The sequence below is a fragment of the Neobacillus sp. GCM10027624 genome, assembly GCF_042675345.1.
Taxonomy (GTDB): Bacteria; Bacillota; Bacilli; order Bacillales; family Cytobacillaceae; genus Neobacillus; species Neobacillus cucumis_D.
In genome coordinates, this window is record NZ_JBHTHD010000002.1 from 573933 (window position 1) to 599862 (window position 25930).

Genomic DNA, 25930 nt, shown 5'->3' on the forward strand with positions numbered 1-25930 from the left:
AAACATTGCATAGCTCCCGCTCTCGAGGTTTTTGGAGGATTGAATTTCGTTTATTATTCATCATAAAGGAGAGGAAAATGTGAAAAAATTCAGTTCTTTCGCTGGTACCGTTACCATGATACAAGATTATTTAGTAAATTCAGATGAGGAATTAAAAGGGTGTTTTAAATTAATGTCCTTATTAAGAGGAGATGGTTCAATAGTAAATTTCGTTATTAGTCCAACAACCTATTTTTTGGACCGTGTTATGGTTTCAGTTGGAGATCATGTAACTGGTTTTTATGATGTCAATCTACCCGTCCTTCTAATTTATCCACCACAATATCAGGCTCTCATTGTCGTAAAAGATAACCCTTATCAAAATGTAAAAGTTGACTATTTTGATAGCCAGCTGGTAAGTAGTGATGCCCAGTTACAATTAAATATATCTAGTTATACGCCGATATTATTACAAAACGATCAACTCTTCACATTGAGTCCTGCAAACCGAAATTTACTTGTTGTATATGGTCCCACCACACTAAGCATTCCTGCCCAAACTACTCCCTTTAAAATCATTGTTTTGTGCTAGCCATTTTTAGAGGATATAAGAGTGTAATGGCCTCTTTGTTTTGTTATTTACCGACTTTTCTCTCCTTGTAGAAAATAATCATTTCAATTGTTTATTTATCCCTACAGACTATGACCAGTTTACACCTAAAGAGTCTGTACAAATTTTTAGCTTATTAGAATTCCTAAAAAAAGCCGATTCGAGAACAGAGTTTGATATTCTCCCTCTAAAGTGCACCACTGGGGGACTGACCCTCGAACATTAGGAGCCTCCAATACGGTAACTGCCGTCATCATTCCAGAAGAAATCGGCGCATTACGATTACAACAACACATCCAAGAAACATACAATCTATTCATCGCTACTTCTTTGGCGCAATATGTAGATGTGATCTTGCGTATTGGTCATATGGGTGAAAATGCCTTTGTTGAAAAGGTTCTATCTGTATTAACCGTGATTGATCATGGCCTACGTGATTTAGGTTTCAAAGGAAATGGTAATCTTGGACAACTATTTCTATATGCCTTTAAAGAAGAAAATTAAGAAATTGTTTTTGGTATGACGCTAAAGAACCCACCCTTTTAAGGAGTGGGTTTCGTTCATAATTATGGGGGTTTTCTTAAAATCTTGCCTTTATTTTTTAACCAATTAGTACGATTGTTTACTTGAAACTACTGAACCTCATTTACTTATGATACGGTTCACTACACCTATTTAAGCGGCAGTTTTTGCACAGTTTAAACAGGTGTTAGGAGCAATGTTCTTAAAGGGATGCAATGTAGTTAAACCCCATTCTATTTGTAGTAAGGTCCACCACATCAATATACATACTGCTTATTATTTATATATTAATTGACGCTTATTATAAAGCCATTACAATGTTTTTCATCAGGTTCTTCTCCGGGAAATGTATAATAATATTCTTCAAATATTTCTATAGATTTGACTTTACTTGAAAATCGTTCACGATTTAAAGCCCTTTTATAATTATTAATTAAGTGGTTTAATTTTTCACTTTTTTCTTTATCCATAAAACCTACTAAGGATGAAAACAAATGGATATTATCATTAGCTATACATAATTCATGTTGGGCTTTTATAGGATACAGCTTATGTCCTCCTTTGCCATCTGGCAATAGTTTAAATTTCTCATCCTTTCTCCTATTTTCATAAATAGAAGATACTATTCCCAATCTGTTCAACATTCTTTGTGCAGCAAGAAGAAGAGGTAGGTTAGATTGTGCAAGTCTCACACTTATTCCTTTTTCTTGTGTTCCTTGAACACTTCCATCTGAGTCAAAAAGTCCACTTAACACTCCCCTATAAAAGTCGCTTGACGATGATTCAACCTCATAGGTTATTTCCTTCTTTTGTAAGCAGAACTCTTTGGTTAATTGAGACAAAAAACTTGTTTGAACTATACTGTAATCTCTAATACTATATCCCTTAAAATCTGACCTTACTTTATATTTTTCTTTAATTATTTTTACTGCAATATCTGCCATTGACTTTTGATTTTCTCCCCAAAAGCAAAGATAGGCATGATTAGAATTATTTTGTAAACACCCATCACCAAGTATTTCTCCAAGTAACCATCCCTCTTCGAAATCACCGTTACCACTCCAAGTATTTAGTTGTCTATTGTTTGTAATTGCTATTAAATCTCCATTTTGAACTTCTTTTACCATTTTCCAAACAAATTGTTGCGTATAACGAGTTTGTTTAGAAATGGTTTTTAATTTTAAGTGTGGATGTAGTTTTATAACCATCCCATTATTTAGTGAGATTTTCCATAAAAGACTTTTGTTTTTTGATTGATTGGAAATATAATCAATTCGATTAAATCCGATTTCAGTTTCTACCCATGTATCAAATTTAAGCATATAATTCTCCCAAGAAATTAAACCTTATATGTTTTTTAATTTTGTTTACTTTTTTTACGGTTTTAAAGACGAACTGTTTTCAGACACCCTAAAAGTATTCTTAATCAAGGAACCACGGTAGGCGAGATGTAATATAATATAAAAACTGCCTCTAATTATGCTAAGGTTCCCTCCCGAATAATCCCAAAACAATCCTATTAAAGATTTGAAAAATTAAGGTCAGTCCCCCCGGTGAGCTAACGTTTTACTCCATCTGGGGACTGCCCTTTCAAAAATCGACAAGCTTTTTACGTTCTCACGATTCTTTAAAAAGTCTATTGCCTTTTTTCTTTTGCCTCCAAGATTTCAATCATCTTGTCCACCTTTGAAACTGTCATATCTTGGTTTAAAAAAGCAAATAGATTGGGTACTCGATCAATAAAATATTTATAATGATGCTCCGCATTTTTGATCACTTTAAATTGTAAATAAGGAATTTTATTCTTTATTATTTCAAACACTCTTTCATTTGATTTTAAGAATTTCTCACTACAACATGATCATTTCTAGCTTCTCTGTCCCCGCAATCCCTGTAAAAGCTTTTTATATGTGACAAATTAGACTCAATAAGACTAAACCAACTACTCATTCAATGAATAGTGTGTCAGATCTTTCAACTATTGTCACGGGAAAAGCTGAGGCAGGTTTAACAGTTAAATTATCTATCAACAATAAGTACCAAAATCAACAACAGCGGCAGCAAAGTGTCTCTACGTATTTACCATTTCGAAGCAAAAAAGCGGAACAACAATTATTGTAACTGCTACAGTTAAAGTAGGAATTTAAGTGCCGGTATCTTGTAACCAAACACCTCTTGCTTGTTCACTATTTTCAGCAAATGACGCAACACAATTTTTTTTGCTTTTCACATTATCAATTTTAGCATCGTACTATCTCATCCTAAACTTGTTGCTTTTGTCGGGTAAGAGGGAAACATCTCAGTTAGCGTCCCTATAAAGATCCGTATAGTAAAAAAAGTAGACAAAAATATGTCCACTTTATTTTGTAAGATAATAAATATTTTTCCTATTAACAATATTTTCAGCGTTTTGTTTCTGTTGTTTTTTATACTTCTTTTCGTAATTAACAAACATTGAAACATTGACTAAAATTCCTGCAGCAATTGCTAATTGAATCAGAGAAGATCCTCCATAACTGACAAATGGCAGAGGGACACCAGTAAGTGGGATGAGGCCAGAGATGCCAGCAAGATTAACAAAAGCTTGGATGCCAATCATGCTTGAAATACCGATAGCTAGTAAACTTCCAAATGGATCTTTGCATTGCAATGCAATATAAATCCCTCTTAACACTATATACGCTAATGTAATGATTACAAAACCAACACCCCATATTCCTAACTCTTCAGCAATAACCGCCATAATAAAGTCTGTATGTGATTCTGGTAAATAACCAAGCTTTTCGATCCCTTTTCCCAATCCTAATCCATTTATTCCACCATTACCAATTGCTATGTATGAATTTACAAGGTGATATCCAGAGGTTTCTTGGAACTTAAATGGATCTTTTAAAATTTCAAATCGATTCATTCGAGTCGATGTGAAAATTTTATTATAAAAAAGAAGAAAAAATGGTAACAGTACTATAACACCAAGTGTACCTAGTTTCGATAAATTTTTAATATTGATTCCAGAAGAAATAATGATTGCTCCAGAAAATAATAAAATAAGTTCAACTGTACCGAAATCCGGTTGAATGGCTATTAATATACAAACTACTCCTAAATAAAATAAAGGAGGTATAACCCCTTTTTTAAATTCATTTATATATTCCTGTTTTTTAGCATACTGTGCAGATAAATAAATAATCACACAAAGCTTAACAAATTCTGCCGGCTGAATACTAAACGGTCCAATTTTAAACCAACTTTGTGCATTTCCAGCCACATGTCCAAAGAGAAAAAGAGCCATTAGGAGAAAAATCGATGAAAAAACAATAGTTATAAGTACTTTTTTGCTTTTCAAGGCTTTATAAGGGAATAAGGCAGTAATAACAAAGAAAAAAGCACCACATAGTAAAAATAATTTTTGTTTCTGATAGAAATAATCACTGGAAACTCCATATCTTTCTACAGCAGTAGCCATGCTCGCACTATAGACCATGATTAAACTAAAGAGAGATAATAAAGTTATCGCAATAATTAAAGTATAATCATAGGATTTTACAATTTTCTTAAACATCATTTCCTCCTCTTTATTAATTTCTAAAAACTTTTTAGTAGTTATGTAATAAATTAAGACTAAATCTTTCTTTGTATAAGAAAAGGTAATTTCAGCTTTACTATAGCAAAAAAGTATTAGGGTTTTATTACAAATAAACTATAATTGGATTATTTTTCTTTAAAATATTATTTATGAATTAAACTAAAACTTCTCCAATGCTTTTGAGTCTCAAAATAAAGAGACCGCTACCAGAAACTAAACAATTGGCTGCGATCTATCGAATATTCGAGTTAAAAGGAAGACGAATAAAAAACGAAAAACACTTTAAATATAAGGTGTTTGTATTTAGCAATGGGTAGTAACACTCTTACTCCACAGACAATTAAATTAATACTTAATAAACCTTTACATAAAATCCATTAGAACTTAAAAAACTGCTTTTATAATACAAAACAGGGGTAAAAATTTATCTTTTAATTGGGGGATTTTATTAATGTGGGTAATTACTGTCCATTCAAAAGAACATACTAAAATGTTTGAGTTTGACACAGAAAGTGAAGCAAGAGAAACTTTTGAGAAAATTCAGGGTAACAAAATCCTTTCAGAGATTATCTATTTCAATGATTTTAGCTTAGCAACGGCTGTTTAGGATTCCTGCCACATTTTACTGGGTTTCCTGGTATTTTCATTGTTCCTGCCACTGGATGATTCACTTCTATATGCATTTCCCGGGCTTTTGTATGCTCATCTTCGCATATGTCATCAGATGTAAAGATTCTATCTTGGCATCATACGATTATAAGATATTGCCGAATGGAGAGATATTAAACGACTAGGAAATACATCCAAATCGACAAAGAGCACCTTCGACACCAAGAAGATTTTTTAATTTGAATAAGAGAATTTAACAAATTTAAAACCACCAATCCTAGACTGGTGGTTCTTTATTTGGGGCAATATGGAAGGATTCCATTTCTTTTTTTTAGAATATATGGCCCAATGAATATTTTATTTGCTTCCAACAATACTGAAGTCATCAATAAAGCCGTATCAGAAGGGTTGGCGATAACTTTTTTGATGGATATCGCATTAAAAGATGATCTTAATGTAAAAAGTGGTGAAATCATCAAAGTCGCTTTCTCCACCAACAACGTACATTCTTCATATAGTTTACTTCAAAACAAAAAACTTAAATTTGCAGTTTATAATAAAAAGAAGAAAGCACTCAAATCCTTGCCATCTTCTTTAAAAACTGCACCTATTTATGATAAGGTTCACCTCAACTCATCTAAATGAGGTTTATTCTGTGCCGAATTTCTGTATCCGCATATTTTATATCTGTTTGGATATAAAGCTCCTCATATAAGCTTTTTGAATATGACTTCCAGTTCCATTGATCTTTTTAACGTATTGAAAATAGGGGAATTTTTAAGTGCACTGAAGCAAAAATCATCAAAATCATTGTCCTCAATTTCAACAAATAAAAAAACGGTTACAGTTATTTTTCTGATAAACGGTTCTTCATCATACCCTTTCACACCTACCAAGGATAGAGGGTTTTCCAGTGAAAGGTTCAAAACCCCTTCAATTTCTTCAATAATAGAGCCCCTTTTTTTCGACACCTCTAAGAGCGTCAAAATGATGCTGCTTAAAACTGATCCTGCGAAGTATTCGAGACTCGTGATTTCGTTGTATTCTGAATCAAAACTCATTTGCTTTTCTATTTGAAAGCTCCTTTGATTTGTAAAAACTTTTACCGATGAGAGATCATTTGACGTCCCCCTAAAGCTCATATCAAAAATCCTGGATTCATATAATGTGTTTATTTCATCTTTCGACTGCTTATTCATACTTACTCCTTAGTATTAAAGCCGCTCCTGTCAATGAGCGTATTTTAGCTGAGATATTTTCATATATGTTAACTGGGCTATTGGCGAAGGTTGCAAAACCGCAATCAGGATTTAGCCATATTCTTTCCTTTGGAAGATACATCATTGCCTCTTCGACTCTTGAAAGGATAGGATCCAATGTCTCCATTTCATCTGTACGCGGATTGATCACACCTAAACCAAGGGTAGCATGCCCCCTAATTCTTGAATCAGCCAATAACGAACTTAGTTCACCTGCCCGTGGTGTTGAGAACTCAAGTGTTAATAGGTCCGGATTCACACTAGCAAATAACTCAAGCAGTGGAGTATAAGGACCTGTCAATAATATGCTCTCATTCTTGCTCCAGTTGCCTCTGCAGACATGTAGAGAAGCAACCGTCTTTGTTCTATCTATATGACTCATAATCTGTCCAATTAGGGAACTGGCAAATTCAAGCTCCTCCTTAGGATCTTTTCTCTCAGAAAGAGCTGCACACATAAATGACCTCGGCTTTCCCTCTGTAAAAACAACCTCGGTCAGAACCGGTTCATCAAATTGAATTACATCAATCCCTATATTCAAAAGATTGTCTATCTCTTCCTTCATGATCTTTATAACATCTTGCCCAAGTTCTTCCTTGCTGCCATAAACCTTACCAGAGAGATTAGGAAGCCACATCGATCTGGTTAGAAGATAGGGACCTGGCATTGTGATCTTAACGGGTTTGTTGGTGAACTTCTTCATCATCAAAAGCTCATTTGCGACAATATCGCCATTGTAGTTCAACTTACCAACACAAATAGCATTTTTAATGCTGACAGCCGGAACGTCAAGCGCGGTCAAAATATTCTCAAAAGCTTTTTTATCATCAATATAATCGAGCATTTCACTCATGTTCATCATTCTAACGCCGCCAATTTTATCGGAAACAAAGGACACATAGTTATCCCTTCCGAGCTCTCCGCTTGTGATGATATCAATCCCTAAATCCTCCTGCAGCTTAATGACCTTTTGCGTTTCAATCTCAATAAGCTGGTTGAAGTCTTTTGGTTCAATCGTTCCTTTTCTCATCATTCTGAGGGCTCTTAGAACCTCTTTTGACCTTGGCATGCTCCCAATTAAGGAAGCGGGAAATAGCGGTAATGGCCTTTCCATGTGTTTCATCCCCCAAAATGGATGTAAATGGTTAAAAGAGAAGCAGCGGAAAAAACACTCTTCTCTTTTAAATAAACAAGTTTAAAGTTTGTCTAGCAAAAATTCATTCACGAATTACCTATATGAAGAACTTCAGATAGTCATTGGCTTCACGTAATTGCTGAAATCCTGTGATTCTGCCTTCAACCCATTCTTTCAAACCTTCCATATCCATCATCTTCCTATGAGCTTCATTGTTATAGTCCATTCTATGAAGCACCTTTTGCCATTCTACGAACCTATCAGTTGAAAAATCAGGATGAGCTACGAAAATACAGTGGTCAAACAAAGCGGTTGTATCAATGCATACCAGTTCATTTTCATCAATTGTGCCATCCTTACTCCAAGCTTCCCAGTTCAAATCCAGAGTAACAGAGGCGTCTACAGTTCCCGCCATCAATGCTTTAATAGCATCCAGCTCTCCTCCTATGTGGTCTCCATGTAGGCCTACGCCAATATCAAACCTTTTCTCAGTGTAGTCCGCTCCATACTCAAGTCCATTTTTATGCAAATGGTTGATTGGTATTAATCTTGCCTGAGGAGAGTCTATCGCTCCAAAGCCAATCGTCTTGCCCCTTAGCCCGGCTAGATTTGTGATCCCGCTGTCTTTTCTCACTATAAAACAGGTCTTTCTGTCTCTGTCCGTATCTCGCATTGAACCCATCTGGCATTTTCCATCGGTTCTCAAATAAGCGTCCAACCATGCAAGGGGCGAATTCCAGGCAATGTCTATTTCCCTGTTCAATAAACCGTCGACCTGTCCTTCGTAATCCTTATAGAAGATACATTCGATTTCAAGGCCTTCCTCTTTGAAAAAATCGGCGATGATCCCCCAGATAACAGTAACCCTCGGATCATAAATAACAGCCCCTACTTTTATTCTATCGTTATTCAACGAACTCACTCCTTATTTTGTGGTTATGGAATCATCTGACCTGTTAATGCTTTTCCAAGCCAAATAGACAGAACGTCGGCACTTGGAGCCATAATTTGTCCGGCATATGCGTCTCTCAGAAGCCTTTCGGTAGGGAGAGATTTATTGTAAGCTTTCCCTCCACCCACTCTCATTGCAAGCCTTCCACATTCGATTGCAGCTTCTGAGGCCACGATTCTTGCCGAGAGAATCTTTGCAAGTGCATCAGCTTCACTGTTGGCACCCGCTCTGGCAGCGTCTAGAGTGAGTGCTCTAGCGGCTGCTGCAGTTTTATAAATATTTGCAATATGAATTTGAATTGTTTCAATGTTAGCAAGGGTTGTTCCATCCGGATATTGTCTATCCACAGCATGGTTGCTGGCTATTTCAAACATATGCATGGCAGTACCGCTATAAACTGCTCCCAGCCCTGTGACGAAAAATGGAGCTACCACGTTGAATACCTGCTCTTCTCCTGAACCTTCTGCCCCAATGCGGAAAGATGAATCCAAAGTGACATTCTCAATGTGCATTGGACATGACGCATTACCTCTCAATCCAAAGCCATTCCATTTTGACAAGTCAAAGGATAGGCCTTTTGTTTCCAGAGGGAATACCCAATTGTTTATTTTTCCTTCTTCAACAGATGGTGCAAGAACGAGATAGTAAGAAGCATATGTTCCAGATGTGACCATACTCTTTGTTCCGTTAAAAGTTGTGTTGTCCCCGTTAACCTCAGCAGTCATTTCCGGAATATAGAAGTGTGTTCCTGTTCCTAATTCGCTGTAGGCTAAAGCCATGAATTTCCCATTTTCTACAATGTCTGTGAAAATATTTTGCTTTAGTTCGTCACTTCCATGAGTTAGAATACACATCAATGCGACATTATGCATCATGTAACAAAGGGCTGTAGTAGAGCAGGTCTCTGCAAATGCCAGACAAGCCTGAGCATGCTCTTCAAGTCCTTTGCCAAATCCGCCATATTCTACAGGTATAACCAGTTTTAAAAAGCCCTTTTCACTAAGCTTCTTGAAGGACTCTTCAGGAAATTTCGACTCCTTGTCAGTCAATTCAGTGTAAGGCTGTATGTAGGACCTTGCAAAATCTTTGCCTTGTTGATAAATATTGTTCATATATTCCTCACCCTCCATAAAATCCCATATTATTTATATAAAATCTTTTATGAATCCGTTTTCATATAAACACCATCAATGCTGTCCAAAAAGAGCTTCACTATAGAACAAAGAGCAACAAAGTTTAAGAAAAGAGCCTTATCTTATTAGCTAAATATCCCAAACCAATGACAAGAACTGTAATAGCAGTAGGAATCAATAAATGGTAATCGTGTGGAAGAATATATTCGAATTTTGGTTCTCCCACCATCATTTCACCTGCTGTCCAAGCTAATATTCCAGCACCAGCATAAGAAATGATGGGGTACTTTTCCATTGCCTTTAATATCAACTGGCTGCCAAAAACAACGAGAGGAATGCTCACAATAACTCCAATCATGATACCGGCTATATTTCCTTCAACCGCACCAGCAATAGCGAGTACATTATCAAGGGACATAATGGCATCAGCCGCAATAATGGTTTTTACAGCGGAAATGAAACTTGAACCCCCTTCTCGATGAGAGTCATGATCATCACCCATTAGAAGTTTTATAGCAATGTACACGAGAAGAAGGCCGCCTACAAAAGTTACGAAAGGTAATTTAAGTAGGTAAACAATTGCTACTGCAAAGATTAAACGTAAAATAATTGCTCCAAATGTTCCCCAAAAGATTGCTTTCTTTTGTTGTTTCTTTGGAACATTACGTGATGCCATTGCGATTACAACTGCGTTATCCCCACTTAATACAATATTGATTAAAATAACCTCCAAAAGAACCGCAAAAGACAAACCAAAGATCTCCAAACTACTCACCTCTGGAACAAGCTAACTAAGTCATTATATTAATTTGAGGTTTAAAAAAGACCCGATTTGTGATATTCTTCGTTTCTTTCCTAAATATTTTCCTAATACCACTTTGGAACAAGTATGCTGAATCAAAAATCCTATTTTTTATAAAACAAAAAAGAGAGCTGACGGGCAGCCCGGTCTGCTCTCTTCCTATTAGTTTTCTTTTTTAATAGCGGAAAGCGCAGGTTTTTTCGTTTCCTCTTTGTTATCATCAGATACTAAATCCTTTGTGGCACTTTTGAATTCTGTTAAGGTACGCCCGAATGCCCGGCCGATTTCTGGCAATTTTGAAGGACCAAAAATGATAAGAGCAATAACTAGTACTAAAATTAACCCTGGAATACCAATATTGGAAAGCATTTAGATTCATCCCCTTTTTAAGTAACGGCACCTACTTCTTAACGGCAACCTCTCACATTTCTATCTTACTATTTTTTCTTGTTTTTTATTTTCTGGTATTGGTTCCGGATCAGTGCTTTGATCGTTAGCTGTAAGGTCAATGCCAAAGTCCTTTGCAAAAACCATATGTGTTTCAACTAATACATCCGCTTTATTTTCATCCAAATTAAATACACGGGCACCGCGCAGTCGATTTCGTTCAGCCCCCGGCAATCCGTAAGCACCAAATCCGGTACTGCCTGAATAACCGAGCAATATTCCAAAATAATTCCCCATGTATGTATTTACATGGTCATGACCGCAAAACACGCCTTTGACATCTCCTCTGTCAAGCATGGCCGAAAACATCCCACTATTAATCGGCCCCGGGCACTCCTCTTCATTTCTTTCTCCTTCTATTTGATGCTTTTCTATAGCACGGGCATGATCAATATCTGTTCTGCTATCAACACTGTCAAACCACATGTAACGATGTTCCCAAAGAGGGATATGAATGAACATGAGAGAGGGTACTTTGTAACCAAACTGCTTCTCCAACTTTTTGGAAGTCTCAAAATACCAGTTGACCTGATTGGAACGAATCCAATCCCAAGTAGGATATCCACTAAAATCCTGCCCCGCAATCGTTTTAGGAGCATACCTGCCGCTATCTAGCAGCCAAAGATTGAATGCCCCTTTTTTTCCTGCGGAATCCCTAATTAGCAGGTTCATGTTCCCCGTTCCGTTTATGTCATTTACACCCGGCTGATTCACATTGTATTTATATGCCATATAAAATTTAAGCATGGCTTCTTCATCAAGTCCGCCTTTTGGTGTTGAATCTTCATCATGATTGCCAAAAGTAACAGCCCACTTGATACCCCTCTGTTCCATTGGCTGAGCCACATTGTTCATAGCTTGTCTCATCTCAAGCTCCGAATTGCAGCCACCGGTAATAATGTCACCATTTAGCACTACAAAATCTGGTTTCTCACTATCAAGCACTTTTTCCATTAATTCGATTGTACGGCGATCAATCTGCTCATCATCCTGTGTATCGTTAAACTGCACGATCTTAAACTTTCCATTTGGATTGAATTGCAGTTTAGCATTATCATTTGTTTCAGCGTGAGCGATGGTAGTACTTAATAGATTGACACCTGGCAATCCAGCAGAAGCGATTGTTAAGGCAACTGTACTCATTCCTCCAATTTTTATGAAGTCCCTCCTGTTTAAAACCTTGTTTTCATTTTGTACATTCATTGGAATCCGCCCCTATTCATTTAATAGATTATAGTTGTTTAAATTATGCCAGTTGAACTGGAAAGCATTAAATTTTTTGTACATGTCACACTTTATCAAACGATTGTAAATTCAGTTTTATAGCAACGTAAATTTTCCCGATATTTTTCTAATCAGGAATTTTTACCCATTTTAATTATATGTAAGATAGATTTTATGCATATACGAGCAAATTTTTAGATCATTTGACTTATAACATTAATTTCATTCTTGTTTTATGGGTGGAACAATGAGAAAAAAGCGGTAGTGAGGAAAGAGTGTATTGTAAGAGGATTGTAAAAATTTAATTTTTTATTTATTTGCAGCTTAAAAGAAAAGCCTATTCAAGAATTATTGTTCTTGAGTAGGCTTGTTTGGTTTTTGAAAAATTTAAGTTGCCGGAATCTATAATTTAAGTGGCTGCCCCTCAAATGCTTTAACCTCTAATGGTGCAGTCAAAAAGTCTTTTGCATTTGCTACGAACTTGGTAAAGTGCTCGCTTGAGTTATGATTGGCAACAGCTTGCATATCCTGCCAAATCTCCACCATCGTAAATACATTTTCGTTTTCTGTATCTTTTTGAAGACGATATGAAATATTTCCGTTTTCTTCTCTTGAGGCAGCAATTAACGGCTGAATTTCCTCTAGAAACAAATCCTGTTTCGCTGGATTTATATGGAATGTTGCATGAATAATAATCAACGAACGTCAATCCCTTCTTTTTTACATTTCCTTACTTCCATTGCGCGACTTGACCAATAGGCAGACGAACTGATGGGTGTCCGTTATCTGCTGCTTTACCAATAGAGATTAGCATAACCGGAACATAACGTTCTTTATCCAATCCAAATGCTTCTGCAATTTTGTCTTTTTCAAATCCGCCGATAGGATTTGTATCGTATCCATAAGCGCGGGCAGCAAGCATGAATTGCATGGATACAAGTCCGCCATCCACTAAAACAATATCTTCCATAGCTTCACGTGAAATCGTTTCAAAATAGCCTGAAAAGGAAGCGTGAATTCTTTCTTTTACTTCTAAAGGCATAAATCCCTTCTCTACAGCTGCACCGTAGATTTCTTCAAATTTCTCAAAATTATTCAAATCACCAAATACGGCAATAACGGCAGATGATGTTTCAACTTGAGTTTGATTAAAACGTGCCAGCGGGGCAAGTGTTGCTTTTGCCTCAGGACTTTCAATCACAAGAAAACGCCATGGCTGCATATTAACAGAAGAAGGAGCACGTGTTGCTAATGTAAGAATTTCAGCCATTTCTTCATGGCTGATTTTTACGGATTTATCATAATTTTTAATGGACCGGCGTTCTGCCACAATTTTATTAAAATCATTTGTTACTTGTGTTGTAGTCATAGTAGTCATTGTTATATTTTCCTCTTTTCGTTATGAGTATTATAATTTTAATCACTTTAGACAAAAATATTATAAAATGTCTAAAATAATAACTGTTATTACCTTACTCCACTTTCTTTTCGTTGTAAACTGAAAAGAATTGGAATATCGAATTTGAATGAACACCATTGGATTATGATATAATTTCCTGATAAGGGAGTGGTAGTTTGAGAAAAATTGCACCTGATGAAAGACAGATGATGAGAAAAGCCTATGTAAAAAAGTTAATCCATGTCGTTCGGACTCAAGGATTCCTTTCCCTTACCATTCAAGATATCGCAAAAACAATGAATTTAAGCCGGGCTTCCTTGTATAACTATTTTTCTTCGAAGGAAGACATTATTATGGAGCTGACGAATCTCTGTATTGATTATATAAATGAAGCTGGTCAAACCATTTCCAATGAAGAGTTATCTTATCCACTTCGTTTCCAAAAAGTGTTTGAACATGCTGTTTTTTCAGCTGTCTATGCTTCTGATATTTATTTGACTGATTTAAAAACAAGCTGTAAGCATCTTTATGAAAAAAAGATGCACTCAAGAAAAGAACAACTATCTGCGATTCGTACCTTTTATCGGAATGGCATGAAAGCAGAAGTTTTTAATCAATTGAATCCCTCAATCTTAATTATTCAGGATGAAACCGTACTAGGGAAATTGGTTAATACAGCTTTTTTAGTGGAAGAAGAATTGTCATTGAAACAGGCTCTATTGGATTATTATGTAGCGAAGAAAACGCAGGTCTTAAAGCCCGAGTACTTGCAAAACACGGAAAATGAAGATATTCATGCGATGGTAGAAAACATCCTCAAAAAGCTGGTAGCCATCTAAAAACTATAAAAAAGACTCTTACGCGATGGTAAGAGTCTTTAGTAATTTTTTGTTTGCAACTATACGTTTTTAAACGAGCTTTATATTTTCTGTTGAATTCTGTTTAAAATGGTTGATAGTGTTTCATTTAAATTCTTTAATTCCTTCATGTCTAAGGACAGATTTTCTAGCAATTTTGAAGGAATACATTGAGCTTTTTCTTTTAGTTCTTCACCTTTTTTCGTTAATGAAATGATGACCGTTCTTTCATCCTCTAATGATCTTCGGCGTTCAATAAGATTATTCCCTTCCATTCGCTTTAGCATAGGTGATAACGTTCCCGAATCTAAAAATAACTTTTGGCCAAGCTCTTTCACCGTCAACGATTTTTCCTCCCAAAGTACCAATAATACTAAATATTGAGGATAGGTTACACCCAACTCTTCTAATAAATTTCTGTATAATTTAGTGATTTCACGTTCGGCTGAATAAATCTTAAAACATATTTGGTTTTCGAGTTTTAATTGATTATTTTCCATTTTCTTGTCCTTTCATCTTTCATTAGTACCATTATAATACAATAAACAATTATTTAAATCACAATTTAATTTTACACAACTTAATTGTTGACTTCAGAATACTTTATCGATAATATAATTTTATAAAATAAATTGTGCACAATTAAATTTTATAAAATTATATTACGGGGTGATTTTTTATGGAATTTTTATATACCGCAAGTGCTACAGCAGAAGGTGGCAGAGCAGGGAAAGTAACAAGCAGTGATGGAACATTAAATTTAGAACTTTCAATGCCAAAATCTTTAGGCGGTCAAGGAAAAGAAAATGCAACGAATCCTGAGCAATTATTCGCTGCCGGCTATGCAGCCTGCTTCGATAGTGCGCTAAATTTGGTCGCGCGACAAGCGAGAAAACGAATTGAATCTAAAGTTACAGCGGAAGTTTCACTTGGAAAAGACCAGGATGGTGGTTTTAAATTAGCCGCAGTCTTAAACGTGTCGATCAAAGGGGTTTCATTAGCAGCGGCTGAGGGATTAGTCGATAACGCTCATAGTGTTTGTCCTTACTCTAAAGCAACAAATGGGAATATGGATGTTAAATTAATAACGAATGTAATCTAAAATTTCTCAGTTAGAAACATCTTGGAGACGAATTTACTGACAGGAAACTCTCACTTTCATGGGTGCTCTAATGGGTGCGATTATTTCCACACAATTTTACTGTTTTCAACATCGGAAGTAGATATTATAGACGCAGTAGTTAATGCAATTGCTTTCCTTGAAGCCGGTTTGCCTTTATCTCATTTTAAATAGGATGAATTGAAAAGAACTGTAGACAAATGTCTACAGTTCTTTGTTTTTGACATCTTATTGCTTAAGGAATTAAAACTACTTTTAAAACCTCATTTACTTATGATACGGTTCACCGTAGTATTTCTAAATTAGGTTTTCACCTTTAAATTGCGAATATATAAAAAGAAAAATATACATCTAATCTAAAATAAGTTATTGTTAACAAGTATTGTATATTCCTTCTAATCGATTTTGCAATGTTAAGGAGATATAAAATAGAAGAGACCTATTAGGGTCTCTATATTTCAAACTCTCTATTGCTCTACATTCGTGTTATCCCAATTCTTCTAACATATTTTCTTTTTTTCTAACTTAAGTCTTCCCCGTTCATCTCAATGACTTTTTTATACCAATAGTAGCTGTCTTTTAATATTCGTTTCTTGCTGCCATTTCCATAATCATCTTGATAAACATAGATAAAGCTGTAGCGTTTGGATATTTCAGATGACGAACAGCTGAAAATATCAATAAGGCCCCAAAATATGCCTAATTGTTCTCATAATTAGGCACTTACAGTCTTAGCGAATAATGTTGTCTTGCTTTAATAATTTAAGAGCTGTTTGGTTATTGGAGACATTCAGGATGATGGAATTCGCACCACTGTATGCAGCGAACACTACCACGTGATGGAATAAGGAGTGTAAAATACGGCTTAAGATTCCTGGGGCAGGTGTTACAATAATCTGGATGACTTCCTCCTGATGGAATCTTACGCCTGCAGAACGAAGGGCGTCCCGAGCTACCGAGTTAGCACGGGAACTATTCGAACTGAGAGGACCGACAACCATTCGGACAAAGTTAACATTACCCATATCCAACTTATTTATTGTAAAGGCAATGATCGTTACTCCTTGAGCTGCGATATCTCTTAAAATCATGTTGAGAGTTTCATCGTTCGAATAAAAAGAAAACTCCTGTCTTAACGTGGCAGAGAAATTAGGTTGGTTAGTTTTGTTGCTCATCGATTTCACTTCCTTTCAATCGGACTATAATAGTTTATTCGGGTAATCCTTAAGGGGACATGTTAATTTGTCCATCATTTAGTATTTAATCTAAAAATAATTCGTTGGCACAACAAAAAAACTATAAAGAAGAACTTAAAAATGAGAAAGGTGGAATCGTTTTTTCACCAGACTTAGAGGATTTTTTGGTCTGGATATTTAACAATATTGATTCTAACTTTTTAATAATGAACAGTGCCTGTCACTCCTCGAATAATGTCGAAAAAATCGACAAAATTTGGGTGGTGGCAGGCACTGTTTAACATATGTACAGTCAAAATAGAAACAATATTATATAAACCTCATTTACTTATGATACGGTTCACCCCGATTTATCCTAAAACATTCATATTAAAGACCTGAAAAATTGGGTCAGTCCCCCAGTGAGCTAACGTTTTACTCCACCTGCGGACTGACCTCTCGAACAATGGATTTGTTACTAGTACGGCTCATCGTTAAAGGTTCAATTCATTTGCACTTGCTACCTTGATTGCATAAGATACTAGCCTCTTTATACATACTCCCCCATAAGGAGGCTTTAGTGAAGAAGAAACTATATAAACATCTAGCGGACCATCCATATATTGGAGGTCCATTTTAAATATTAAAAAATCAAAATGAAACTTTACGAGAGCCATTGTGATAGGAAAATAGTAAGTAATCCCCTTATTTTGGTCTTGTTTTTTATGTTATCTTTTGTTAAAAGAAATTCAGAAAAAAGTTGTTGTAACGATTGAGTAAAAAGAAACAAAAAAGGAAAGCAAGGAAGAAAGAACCGAGTACGTTCGGTACAGCACTAAAGCTATTCGGCTCTTTTATCGTCGTATTGTTTTTAGGCTGGTATATGATGGTGGATCATTTAGATGGGGAAACTTTTGATGAAGTCGTGGAACTCCCCTTAAAGGAGAGCTATGCGAACGCAGTATATGGTTTGGCGTTGATATATTGGGTCATAGGAATTACCAGTGTCATTGTTTTATTTATATTATTGGTAAAAAGGCACAATAGGGAATTCATAGCATCCTGCTTCTATAGTGTTCCTATTTTTTTATGAGTTTGGGCTTTACGATTCAGTATATGGTTTTGTTAATTAAAGAGGGTGCTGAAACCTTATGGTGGTTTTATGTTGTTGCATCAGTTTTCGGCTTCCTAATAGCTAATCTCTTAATCTATTTGGATAAATGTAAATTGCATATTGTTTTTATTACACTTGGTGCTGTGTTAGTACTCCTTAGCTAGATCCTTTTAGTCATGGCAAACTCTGCCGATGGAAATTAAATTGTTACTCATAGGCATAAACTGAGAGGAAGTTTGTTGATTTGAAACGGTGAGTCGTTGCTTTGAGAAACTTTTCACTTATCAACACAATTTGAAACATAAAATAGCATGCCTCAATACAAGGCACGCATACTTAATGCTCTTTTATTTATTCATTTCACTTGAACTGGTTACCGAGTATACGGGAGAAAATTGTATTAAACTAAGAGAGCTTAATACGAGGAAAATAACAAGAAGTGTAATTTCGAATACATACCCTAGTAATGTGGGCCCAGCTGCTTTTGGACCATTGTTCATTGATTCGTTTTATTATTTCTTTCTATTAAAATAGGTATTTCCCAAAACTCCAATTAAAATAAGAGCTGCATTTATGATTACAGGAGAAAAGCTAACCTGTTTGCGTTTTTTACTTTGTATTTTTATTATAGTTATGTAAGAATTTGTTTTAGCGGAAGCTTCCTGTTTCAGATTACCTGTGACAGTACGTGCTTTTTTGAAAAGGAGGTCGTCATACCGCTTTCTTTTTCCAACATTTTTGAGAGTTTCATAGGCTTCTTTAACTCTTTTAAACTGTTCTTCATTCCCTTTTTCCGTATCTGGATGTACTTCTTTTACTTTTTTTCGATAAGCTTCTTTAATTTCATTAAAAGTTGCATCATAGGGTACGTCTAAAATAAGATAGTAATTTCCATTGGATCCCATGTATTTTCACCCTCTTTTGGTCATATAGCTCCCACTTTTACGTTTTATTTCTTTCAAAATAGTATTCTGGTTCTTTATAAAATATTCGTTTTAAGTACATCCTAATATGCATTTTCCATTTCATAGGTCACATATAAAAAAAGCACGATCACCTTTGTCAAAATTTTCTTAAAAATGATTTACTGCATCATCTCCAATATGTTAAATTAACCATGTTGGCAATATATGTTAATGAGAGATGTGTTATTTAAACATAAGGAGAGGATGTTTAATGAAATCAACGAAGCAAATTATCCTTTTGAACGAAATATCGAAGCTCAAATCAAAGGAAGAGCAATGGGAACCTTTTGCTTGGTATAAAGAGATGAGAGAAAATAGCCCTGTGTTTTATGATGCCGAGCAAGATGTCTGGAATGTTTTTCTATATGATCAGGTCAAAAGTGTGCTTTTTGATCACAAGCTATTCTCCAACAAAAAAGAACGAAGTTTTATTCCCGTTCCTAGAAACGAGGATAACCGTAGCAACGTTAATCATTGTGATCCCCCGGAACACCGAAATCGACGGGCCCTTATTGCCCATGCTTTTACTCCTCGAAGCCTTGAAGAGTGGAGGCCCAAGATCCAAGCCATTGTTGATGAATTGATTACGGAAATGGCAAGTCAAACGAAGGTGGATATTGTAGAGAAGCTGGCCATCCCCTTGCCGGTTACGGTCATTGCGGATTTACTCGGTGTCCCCTCCAAAGATCGGGAGCTAATTAAGTCCTGGTCTGATACCCTCTTTTACCCATATGATAAAGAAACCTTTGATGACATCACAAAACAAAAAGCACAAGCTAGCAGGGAGTTTTTCGAGTACTTGTACCCAATCGTTCAAGAAAAACGGAAGCATCCTTTGAATGACATCATTTCCGACTTGACCAAAGCAGAACTGGATGGTGAACGATTAACGGATGCAGAAGTCGTTATGTCTAGTATAGGACTGTTGGGCGCGGGGAATGAAACAACCACTACACTTCTTTCCCTTATGTTTTACTGCATGTTGTATGACCAACCTGGCATCTATCAGGAGCTTCGAGCTGATTTGTCATTGGTTCCCAAGCACGTTGAGGAAGTGTTACGCTTCCGTTTCCCTGTTTGCATGGATCGACAGGTTGCCCAAGATACGAGCATCTTTGGACATGAGATGAAAAAAGGGCAGGCAATATTAGCGTGGATTGGTGCCGCGAACCGAGATGAATCTCAATTTGTCCATGCGCAAGAGTTTAATATCCATCGTCAGGGCTATCAAAAACATTTGACTTTTGGAGCAGGTCCGCATTTCTGTTTAGGTGCACCGCTCGCTCGCATGGAAGCAAACATTGCTTTAACAACGTTTGTGCAACGGTTTGCCGATATTACACCAGTGGAGGAGTTCAAAGTAACTGAACATTTGATCGCTTCGCCAGGGGGCGGCCAATCCCTTAAGAGCCTCCCCATTCGATTGCAAAATTGATAACAACAATGATCTATCTTTTTCATAATGGAGATGATCTGATGCGTGTGGTCGCTTCGAAAGTGAATTATTTTTCCACTTATCGTCCCATGAACGGTGTGCCGAAAAGCTGCAAAATGGACTGACTATCCTTGTCCACAAGAAAAAAAGTTCGAGCTTTAAGCCTCGAAGATAAGTTATGACACTTGGTCTTTGAACTACTGTATGAAGACCATTCTCAAAGGGGGTCCCTAAGTTTTGTCCTTCATCAGGCTTATGAAGGACATTTTCAAAGGGATATCCCTTACTTTTGTCCTTCATCGAGCTTATGAAGTACATCTTCAAAGGGATATCCCTTACTTTTGACCTTCATCGAGCTTATGAAGACCATTTTCATAGGGATGTCCCTTACTTTTGACCTTCATCGAGCTTATGAAGTACATTTTCAAAGGGATATCTCTTACTTTTGTCCTTCATTGAACTTATGAAGGACATTTTCAAAGGGATATCCCTTACTTTTGTCCTTCATCGAGCTTATGAAGTACATTTTCAAAGGAATATCCCTTACTTTTGTCCTTCATCGAGCTTATGAAGTACATTTTCAAAGGGTTCTTGCCCCTCAATCCACTGAACTAGAAATGACTTATCTTGCATGATAAAACTCCTCCTCTTTGCTATTTGTAAGCTAGCCCATGCAATAATTGGATCAGAACAGATAGTCCTGTTTCTAAATCATGGTTTGAAGTATATTCAGACGGAGAATGACTAATTCCTCCCTGACTTGGAACAAACACTAACGCGGTCGGACACATTCGCGCGAATAACTGGGAATCGTGCCCCGCTCCGCTATTCATCACATGATAAGAAATATTACTATTCATACAAATGGTTTGAACCATTTTTTGCAACTTTGCATCCATTTGAACCGGCTGAACATTATGCCAAATTTCTATGCCAATCTCCAAACCCAATTTTTGAGCAATTTCAAGAAACTGCTGCTTAAACCGTTCGCAAAAATTACTCAAAACCGAATTCACCGGGTGTCTTGCATCTACCGTAAATTCCACTTGCCCTGGTATCACATTCGGTACATTTGGTTCCACAAACAGCTGACCAACCGTTGTAACAAGGTCTTCGTCGTATTCTTTAGTTAAGCCATATAAATCATGAATCATCGTTACGGCTCCCATCAGTGAATCTTTTCTCCACTTCATTAAGGTTGTACCCACATGATTGGGCTCTCCCTTTACAGTAATTCGAAACCTTTTTTGACCAACAATTGACTGAACAATACCGATGGATTTTTGAAGTCTTTCCAGACTGGGGCCTTGTTCAATATGTAATTCAACAAAGGCAGAAATATCACTACGGACCACGTCTGGTTGCTCGACAATCCCGAATCCAGCCTCTTTCATTGCCTGCTCAAAACAGATTCCATCAGAATCTCTTAAACCATTAATATCTTGAATGCAATAGATTCCTGTCATCATGCCGGAACCCCAGCAGGCGATAGGAAAACGGCTCCCTTCCTCTTCACACAATGAAACAACCTCGAGATTTACGTTGGGGTGGCCATGATGCTTTTTAAGATCCTTTAACGCAAGGATACCCGCTAAAATTCCATAAGCGCCATCATATTTTCCTCCTGAAAGTACAGTATCGATATGAGATCCCACCAGGATTGTCGGGGCCATTGAATCTTCAGACGCTAAACGCCCAAACAGGTTTCCTATTGGATCATAAGACGTTTGCAGCCCCAAGTCCTCCATCCATCCCTTTAGGGCCTGCTGGGCTTCCTTCCAAGGTTTGGAGTAAAGAGTACGTGTAACACCACCACCAGGAACTGTACCATACGAGCTTAGCCACTCGATTGCTTCTACAAGATTGTTGGGAAATGGACTCATGATACTCCCCCCATGGTTAGAGACACAGACCAATTTTCTCTTCTGTTATACCTGTTTGGTCGTCATAAATAACCTTGCCCCGTAAAATCGTTTTTTTTATTTTGACTAAAAATTCCCTATTCTCATACGGGGAAAATTTATTCCGAAAACCAAAGGATTTTTTATCCGCAAAGGTCGTTTCATCCAATCGTATCAACACTAAATCAGCATCCAATCCCGGACGAATCCTCCCTTTTCGATCCGCAATTCCAAATCGTTCAGCTACACGTGAGGTCCCTAAAGGCAGAATATGTTTTAAGTTTATTTTTCTCTTTAAAGCCCCATCGAGCATTGCAAGCCATGTAAATTGTACTCCTTGAATTCCGCCCCAAGATTTCCAGATGGTGTCTGTTGTTTTCATCGCATAAAGACAGGGAGAATGATCGGATCCAATCGTATCAATCATGCCCTTCGAAAGGCATTCCCATAATCCTTCGACCTCTTCCCGAACCCTTAGCGGCGGCGCACATTTAAGGATAGCTCCTTGCTGCAAGAAATCATCTTCATCAAAAATTAGATAATGCGGGCAGGTTTCTAGCGTTACGTTTACACCACTTTTTTTAGCCAGTTCGATCTGAGCGACTACTTTTGCGGAACTAATATGGACAAAATGAATGGCTGTTCCATATTTTGCGGCAAGGTCTAAGGCATAATTTACAGCCTTTTCTTCTACCGAAATAGGTCTGCTCATCAGAAAGGCTTTTCGTTCATTAACACCAGGACGTTGCTTAAAAGAAGTAGTGAGTCTCACAATCTCCTCTTCCCACTCCGCATGGAGGGCAAGAATTTTATTGTGTTCCTTTGCCACTTGCATCGCTTGTTTTAAACCCTTCGGTGAAACCAAAGTAAAATCCTTAATTCCGCTTTCACTCATAAACGCTTTCCATGCAATAATTCCATGACTCATTTGTTCCAATTCTGCCCGGCTTTCAAGATTTGTGCCTGTCAATCCTCCCCAAAGAGCATAATCAACATATGATAGAGAGGTTAAATAATTCTTTTTTTCTAGTAAATTATGGAGGTTGGTAATAGAAGGGGAACAATTGAGCGGCATATCAAAAATGGTGGTTGTTCCGCCCATAGCGGCTGCACGGCTGCCTGTCTCCATTCCTTCCCAATCGGTTCGTCCCGGATCATTAAAATGGACATGGGCATCTATAAAACCGGGAACAACAAGACAGCCGCTTGCATCAATAACATTTTTATTTGTTTCTTTCAAAGGTTCAGCTTCATCTTTTACTAGGAAGTCAATTCGCTCATCTTTGATTTTTATGCTTATTTCCTGAAATCCAGCATCTGTAAAAACCAGGCCATTTTTTATCCATAACTCCGTTGCCATCCTTTTCACCCTAACTTCCTCGGTAAGTACTATAGCCCCCAGGAGAGATTAACAAGGGAACATGGTAATGAATCTCAGGTTGGGAGATTCCAAAACGGACGGGAACACACTCAAGGAAAGATGGGTCCCCCATTACGGTTCCGCTCTTCCTGAAATACTCCCCAATGTGAAACCGAATTTCATAGATTCCTTTTTTCATGGACTCCCCCTCCAGGAGCGGCTGGTTTACTCTTCCATCTTCATTTGTATAGCGATTCTGTAACAACTCAAACTGATGATCCTCCCCCACCAGCCATAATTCCACTAAAACCCCGCTTGCTGGCCTTCCTATGCTCAAATCCAGAACATGGGTTGTCAGCTTTCCTGTCATTCTCCTGACTCCCCAGTATTCTCCACGTCATCGCGTGTCAGTGAAAATTGTTGAAAGCCAAAAGGCGGGCGTGGCTCAGTGAATACTTTTCCTTGTTCTGATGCTGGAATATCATCTAAAACGGTTTCCCATGTCCTGTTATTGGACTCGAAGCGAACCTCTACTAATTGCGGGAAACGCTGCAGTATCCTTTTACCGATCCGATAAATAAGATTTTGGATGGAAGGAGAGTTGTCTTCATGAAAAATGGTACAGGCAATATCTCTTACCTGCTCGGCTGCCACGTATCCTTCCTGTGTATTTCCTTTGGCATCCTCCATATCGTTATAACGCCAATCAATATTTAAATAGATAAATAGCGGACGGTCATAGGATTCTGGCAGCGTCGTATATTCATCCTTCACGTATCCGTAAAAAGAACTTCCCCTCACCTTTATAAGTTTAAGCCATTTTAAACTGCTTATTTGGTCTGTTGTAGTGATTCCCTCCTTCGTTCGTTTCATTTCAACAGATGCACAAGCCTGCTCATTTAAAGAATAACGAAACACCAAAGGACTTGGCTCGAAACGATCCTTGGTTGGAACGGGAAGCTCTTCAAAGGGAATTTGCTCGCCGGACATCTTGACGCAAGTCATTTGCGGATACTTTTCAAGAAAGCGGCGACCGACAAATTCCAAAAATCCTTCTTGAGTTGCCCCCTGATAATCCCCAGCATGCTTGAGAATAAAATTTTTCATCGAATCGGTTGCGACAACTACCGTATTGTCGCCTTCTGTAAAGGAGGAAAGAAACGCATCTCCCTCCACTGCCACCTTTACATTCATTCCAAAAAGAATATTCTCGCGCCCCGTAAAGGCTGATTCAGGGATGGACCGAACCGTTGTAAGTGGTTTTGCATAGGTACGATAAACCCAAACCGCTTCTTTTCCATAACTCATGATCCTTTGCATTTACGCATCTCCTTTTTCAAAGATATCGTTTAGACGGAACCCGGCGATTTTATAAACCTCATTTATTGCAGTAATACATTCAACCTCATAGTCACTGTCCACCCGTTCTTTCATCGCTGAAAGAAGTGAATCTTTGTTTTGTCCCTTAACCGCCATGATAAAAGGAAACCCAAATTTCTTAACATATCTTTGATTAAGCGAAACAAACTCCTCGTATTCACCCATAGAAAGTTTATTTAAGCCGACACCTGCTTGTTCTTTTTGAGAAACCTCCGACATTTTTAATTTGGTTCCGAGATCGGGATGGGAACGGAGCAGGGCTACTTGCAAAGGGTCCTCTGCATTTTGGACCACTGCGATCATGGCTTGAAAGAGTTCCTTACTGGATTGAAAAGGCAGACGATCCCAAGCTTTCTCTGCCACCCATGGGGAGTGTTCAAATATCCAGCCAAAGGTGTTAACAAACTCTTCTTTGTTCATTTGATTAACTTTCTGTAATGTTAACCTTCCTATATCATTCATCTCCTTTTCTTTATGCTTGGGCTAGCAATAAAGCGAGCATTCACCCCCTACATATTGCCGCTTTAATTCTAGGCTAATTCCAACTGTTCAGGCTCTCAAACAGTTGGAGAATGAAACAAGGCTGCCCCCAGCCTACTCATGACTGACATTCACCTTTTCAAAGTTTTTTCCTATAATAGCCAAATGACGATCGATCATCCACATTAGTGTCATATAATCTTACATATTATTTGCAAAAGGCTGAGAATCTTGAGAAAAGAATAGATTAGTGCTCTGACCTGAAAATGATTTCAATAAGGAGTCATATGTGAAGAATTTTAACGCGGTTATTTTAGAAATAATTGATCAGATAATCTGACAACAAGTGAAAAATAAGGAGGCATTTATATAATAATTAAGGAAAGTAAAAGGTGTAGGAACTCCATTTCCGGGTTGTGATATTAATAAATAATTCAAGATTGCCCCCTTTTATCCCCTGGCGAAGTGTATGAATCAAAGGTTTAC

Annotated in this window: 27 protein-coding genes and 1 pseudogene; 8 read left to right on the forward strand and 20 right to left on the reverse strand. The window is 37.2% G+C overall.

The annotated features are described in order from the left end of the window. Nucleotides 1–79: 79 nt before the first annotated feature. Together ACFQZ9_RS02795 and ACFQZ9_RS02800 are read left to right on the forward strand one after the other, a co-directional pair. Nucleotides 80–571: a hypothetical protein gene (locus ACFQZ9_RS02795; RefSeq protein ID WP_498942219.1), complete on the forward strand. Its 492-nt coding sequence runs from the start codon at nucleotides 80–82 to the stop codon at nucleotides 569–571. A 210-nt stretch (nucleotides 572–781) separates the two neighbouring features. Next, nucleotides 782–1093: a hypothetical protein gene (locus ACFQZ9_RS02800; RefSeq protein ID WP_498942220.1), complete on the forward strand. Its 312-nt coding sequence runs from the start codon at nucleotides 782–784 to the stop codon at nucleotides 1091–1093. A 305-nt stretch (nucleotides 1094–1398) separates the two neighbouring features. Here the strand turns inward: ACFQZ9_RS02800 and ACFQZ9_RS02805 are convergent, their stop codons facing one another. Continuing rightward, nucleotides 1399–2433: an LAGLIDADG family homing endonuclease gene (locus ACFQZ9_RS02805; RefSeq protein ID WP_498942221.1), complete on the reverse strand. Its 1035-nt coding sequence runs from the start codon at nucleotides 2431–2433 to the stop codon at nucleotides 1399–1401. A gap of 1037 nt (nucleotides 2434–3470) precedes the next feature. After that, nucleotides 3471–4673, reverse strand: coding sequence for an FtsW/RodA/SpoVE family cell cycle protein (locus ACFQZ9_RS02810; RefSeq protein ID WP_498942222.1), 1203 nt, complete (start codon nucleotides 4671–4673; stop codon nucleotides 3471–3473). A gap of 475 nt (nucleotides 4674–5148) precedes the next feature. On the opposite strand from ACFQZ9_RS02810, the gene ACFQZ9_RS02815 reads away from it, so the two are divergent. Together ACFQZ9_RS02815 and ACFQZ9_RS02820 are read left to right on the forward strand one after the other, a co-directional pair. Continuing rightward, nucleotides 5149–5304 (forward strand): hypothetical protein, encoded by a 156-nt coding sequence (locus tag ACFQZ9_RS02815; RefSeq protein ID WP_498942223.1) that lies wholly within the window; start codon nucleotides 5149–5151, stop codon nucleotides 5302–5304. Between the two features lie 299 nt (nucleotides 5305–5603). Next, nucleotides 5604–5951 carry a hypothetical protein gene (locus ACFQZ9_RS02820; protein ID WP_498942224.1) on the forward strand — a complete coding sequence of 116 codons (348 nt, stop codon included), beginning with the start codon at nucleotides 5604–5606 and terminating at the stop codon, nucleotides 5949–5951. A gap of 62 nt (nucleotides 5952–6013) precedes the next feature. On the opposite strand, the gene ACFQZ9_RS02825 is transcribed toward ACFQZ9_RS02820, so the two are convergent. From ACFQZ9_RS02825 to ACFQZ9_RS02865, 9 genes are all read right to left on the reverse strand, one after another. After that, a complete protein-coding gene (locus ACFQZ9_RS02825) occupies nucleotides 6014–6505 on the reverse strand; it encodes an OsmC family protein (protein ID WP_498942225.1) in 492 nt (163 codons plus the stop codon). Beyond that, on the reverse strand, nucleotides 6498–7679 hold the full coding sequence (locus ACFQZ9_RS02830; protein WP_498942226.1) for a cobalamin-independent methionine synthase II family protein: 1182 nt from the start codon (nucleotides 7677–7679) through the stop codon (nucleotides 6498–6500). The genes ACFQZ9_RS02825 and ACFQZ9_RS02830 overlap by 8 nt, the downstream gene beginning before the upstream one ends. Before the next feature lie 118 nt (nucleotides 7680–7797). Continuing rightward, nucleotides 7798–8613 carry a phosphate/phosphite/phosphonate ABC transporter substrate-binding protein gene (locus tag ACFQZ9_RS02835; RefSeq protein WP_498942227.1) on the reverse strand — a complete coding sequence of 272 codons (816 nt, stop codon included), beginning with the start codon at nucleotides 8611–8613 and terminating at the stop codon, nucleotides 7798–7800. Nucleotides 8614–8636: 23 nt separating this feature from the next. Beyond that, entirely contained in the window at nucleotides 8637–9764 is a 1128-nt protein-coding gene (locus tag ACFQZ9_RS02840) for an acyl-CoA dehydrogenase family protein (RefSeq protein ID WP_498942228.1), read from the reverse strand. Between the two features lie 124 nt (nucleotides 9765–9888). Further along, nucleotides 9889–10536: a TerC family protein gene (locus tag ACFQZ9_RS02845; protein ID WP_498942229.1), complete on the reverse strand. Its 648-nt coding sequence runs from the start codon at nucleotides 10534–10536 to the stop codon at nucleotides 9889–9891. Between the two features lie 213 nt (nucleotides 10537–10749). Then, nucleotides 10750–10956, reverse strand: coding sequence for a twin-arginine translocase TatA/TatE family subunit (tatAD, locus tag ACFQZ9_RS02850; RefSeq protein WP_498942230.1), 207 nt, complete (start codon nucleotides 10954–10956; stop codon nucleotides 10750–10752). Between the two features lie 60 nt (nucleotides 10957–11016). After that, a complete protein-coding gene (locus ACFQZ9_RS02855; RefSeq protein ID WP_498942231.1) occupies nucleotides 11017–12237 on the reverse strand; it encodes a metallophosphoesterase family protein in 1221 nt (406 codons plus the stop codon). 423 nt (nucleotides 12238–12660) lie between these two features. Continuing rightward, entirely contained in the window at nucleotides 12661–12957 is a 297-nt protein-coding gene (locus tag ACFQZ9_RS02860; protein WP_498942232.1) for a putative quinol monooxygenase, read from the reverse strand. A gap of 31 nt (nucleotides 12958–12988) precedes the next feature. Continuing rightward, entirely contained in the window at nucleotides 12989–13627 is a 639-nt protein-coding gene (locus ACFQZ9_RS02865; protein WP_498942591.1) for a nitroreductase family protein, read from the reverse strand. 206 nt (nucleotides 13628–13833) lie between these two features. On the opposite strand from ACFQZ9_RS02865, the gene ACFQZ9_RS02870 reads away from it, so the two are divergent. Continuing rightward, complete coding sequence (locus ACFQZ9_RS02870; protein WP_498942233.1) at nucleotides 13834–14496, forward strand: TetR/AcrR family transcriptional regulator; 663 nt, start codon at nucleotides 13834–13836, stop codon at nucleotides 14494–14496. Nucleotides 14497–14576: 80 nt separating this feature from the next. On the opposite strand, the gene ACFQZ9_RS02875 is transcribed toward ACFQZ9_RS02870, so the two are convergent. Continuing rightward, nucleotides 14577–15014 (reverse strand): MarR family winged helix-turn-helix transcriptional regulator, encoded by a 438-nt coding sequence (locus ACFQZ9_RS02875; protein WP_498942234.1) that lies wholly within the window; start codon nucleotides 15012–15014, stop codon nucleotides 14577–14579. 179 nt (nucleotides 15015–15193) lie between these two features. On the opposite strand from ACFQZ9_RS02875, the gene ACFQZ9_RS02880 reads away from it, so the two are divergent. After that, nucleotides 15194–15616 (forward strand): organic hydroperoxide resistance protein, encoded by a 423-nt coding sequence (locus ACFQZ9_RS02880; RefSeq protein WP_498942235.1) that lies wholly within the window; start codon nucleotides 15194–15196, stop codon nucleotides 15614–15616. 538 nt (nucleotides 15617–16154) lie between these two features. On the opposite strand, the pseudogene ACFQZ9_RS02885 reads toward ACFQZ9_RS02880, so the two are convergent. Together ACFQZ9_RS02885 and ACFQZ9_RS02890 are read right to left on the reverse strand one after the other, a co-directional pair. Next, nucleotides 16155–16325, reverse strand: a pseudogene (locus ACFQZ9_RS02885) (family 1 glycosylhydrolase); the annotation flags it as partial. Nucleotides 16326–16365: 40 nt separating this feature from the next. Continuing rightward, complete coding sequence (locus ACFQZ9_RS02890; RefSeq protein WP_498942236.1) at nucleotides 16366–16809, reverse strand: hypothetical protein; 444 nt, start codon at nucleotides 16807–16809, stop codon at nucleotides 16366–16368. A 772-nt stretch (nucleotides 16810–17581) separates the two neighbouring features. Between ACFQZ9_RS02890 and ACFQZ9_RS02895 the strand changes: the two genes are divergently transcribed. Then, nucleotides 17582–17902 (forward strand): hypothetical protein, encoded by a 321-nt coding sequence (locus ACFQZ9_RS02895; RefSeq protein WP_498942237.1) that lies wholly within the window; start codon nucleotides 17582–17584, stop codon nucleotides 17900–17902. 533 nt (nucleotides 17903–18435) lie between these two features. On the opposite strand, the gene ACFQZ9_RS02900 is transcribed toward ACFQZ9_RS02895, so the two are convergent. After that, nucleotides 18436–18828 carry a J domain-containing protein gene (locus ACFQZ9_RS02900; RefSeq protein ID WP_498942238.1) on the reverse strand — a complete coding sequence of 131 codons (393 nt, stop codon included), beginning with the start codon at nucleotides 18826–18828 and terminating at the stop codon, nucleotides 18436–18438. Between the two features lie 271 nt (nucleotides 18829–19099). Here ACFQZ9_RS02900 and ACFQZ9_RS02905 point away from each other — a divergent pair, with 271 nt between their 5' ends. Beyond that, on the forward strand, nucleotides 19100–20323 hold the full coding sequence (locus tag ACFQZ9_RS02905; protein ID WP_498942239.1) for a cytochrome P450 family protein: 1224 nt from the start codon (nucleotides 19100–19102) through the stop codon (nucleotides 20321–20323). Nucleotides 20324–20976: 653 nt separating this feature from the next. Here ACFQZ9_RS02905 and ACFQZ9_RS02910 read toward each other — a convergent pair. From ACFQZ9_RS02910 to uraD, 5 genes are read right to left on the reverse strand one after another with little or no spacing between them, the layout of a single operon-like run. Further along, complete coding sequence (locus ACFQZ9_RS02910) at nucleotides 20977–22206, reverse strand: Zn-dependent hydrolase (RefSeq protein WP_498942240.1); 1230 nt, start codon at nucleotides 22204–22206, stop codon at nucleotides 20977–20979. A 16-nt stretch (nucleotides 22207–22222) separates the two neighbouring features. After that, a complete protein-coding gene (allB, locus tag ACFQZ9_RS02915; RefSeq protein ID WP_498942241.1) occupies nucleotides 22223–23584 on the reverse strand; it encodes an amidohydrolase family protein in 1362 nt (453 codons plus the stop codon). A gap of 10 nt (nucleotides 23585–23594) precedes the next feature. After that, complete coding sequence (uraH, locus tag ACFQZ9_RS02920; protein WP_498942242.1) at nucleotides 23595–23954, reverse strand: hydroxyisourate hydrolase; 360 nt, start codon at nucleotides 23952–23954, stop codon at nucleotides 23595–23597. Beyond that, nucleotides 23951–24904 (reverse strand): factor-independent urate hydroxylase, encoded by a 954-nt coding sequence (gene pucL, locus ACFQZ9_RS02925; protein ID WP_498942243.1) that lies wholly within the window; start codon nucleotides 24902–24904, stop codon nucleotides 23951–23953. The genes uraH and pucL overlap by 4 nt, the downstream gene beginning before the upstream one ends. Continuing rightward, nucleotides 24905–25384, reverse strand: a complete 480-nt coding sequence (gene uraD, locus ACFQZ9_RS02930; RefSeq protein ID WP_498942244.1) for a 2-oxo-4-hydroxy-4-carboxy-5-ureidoimidazoline decarboxylase — start codon at nucleotides 25382–25384, stop codon at nucleotides 24905–24907. Between the last annotated feature and the right edge of the window lie 546 nt (nucleotides 25385–25930).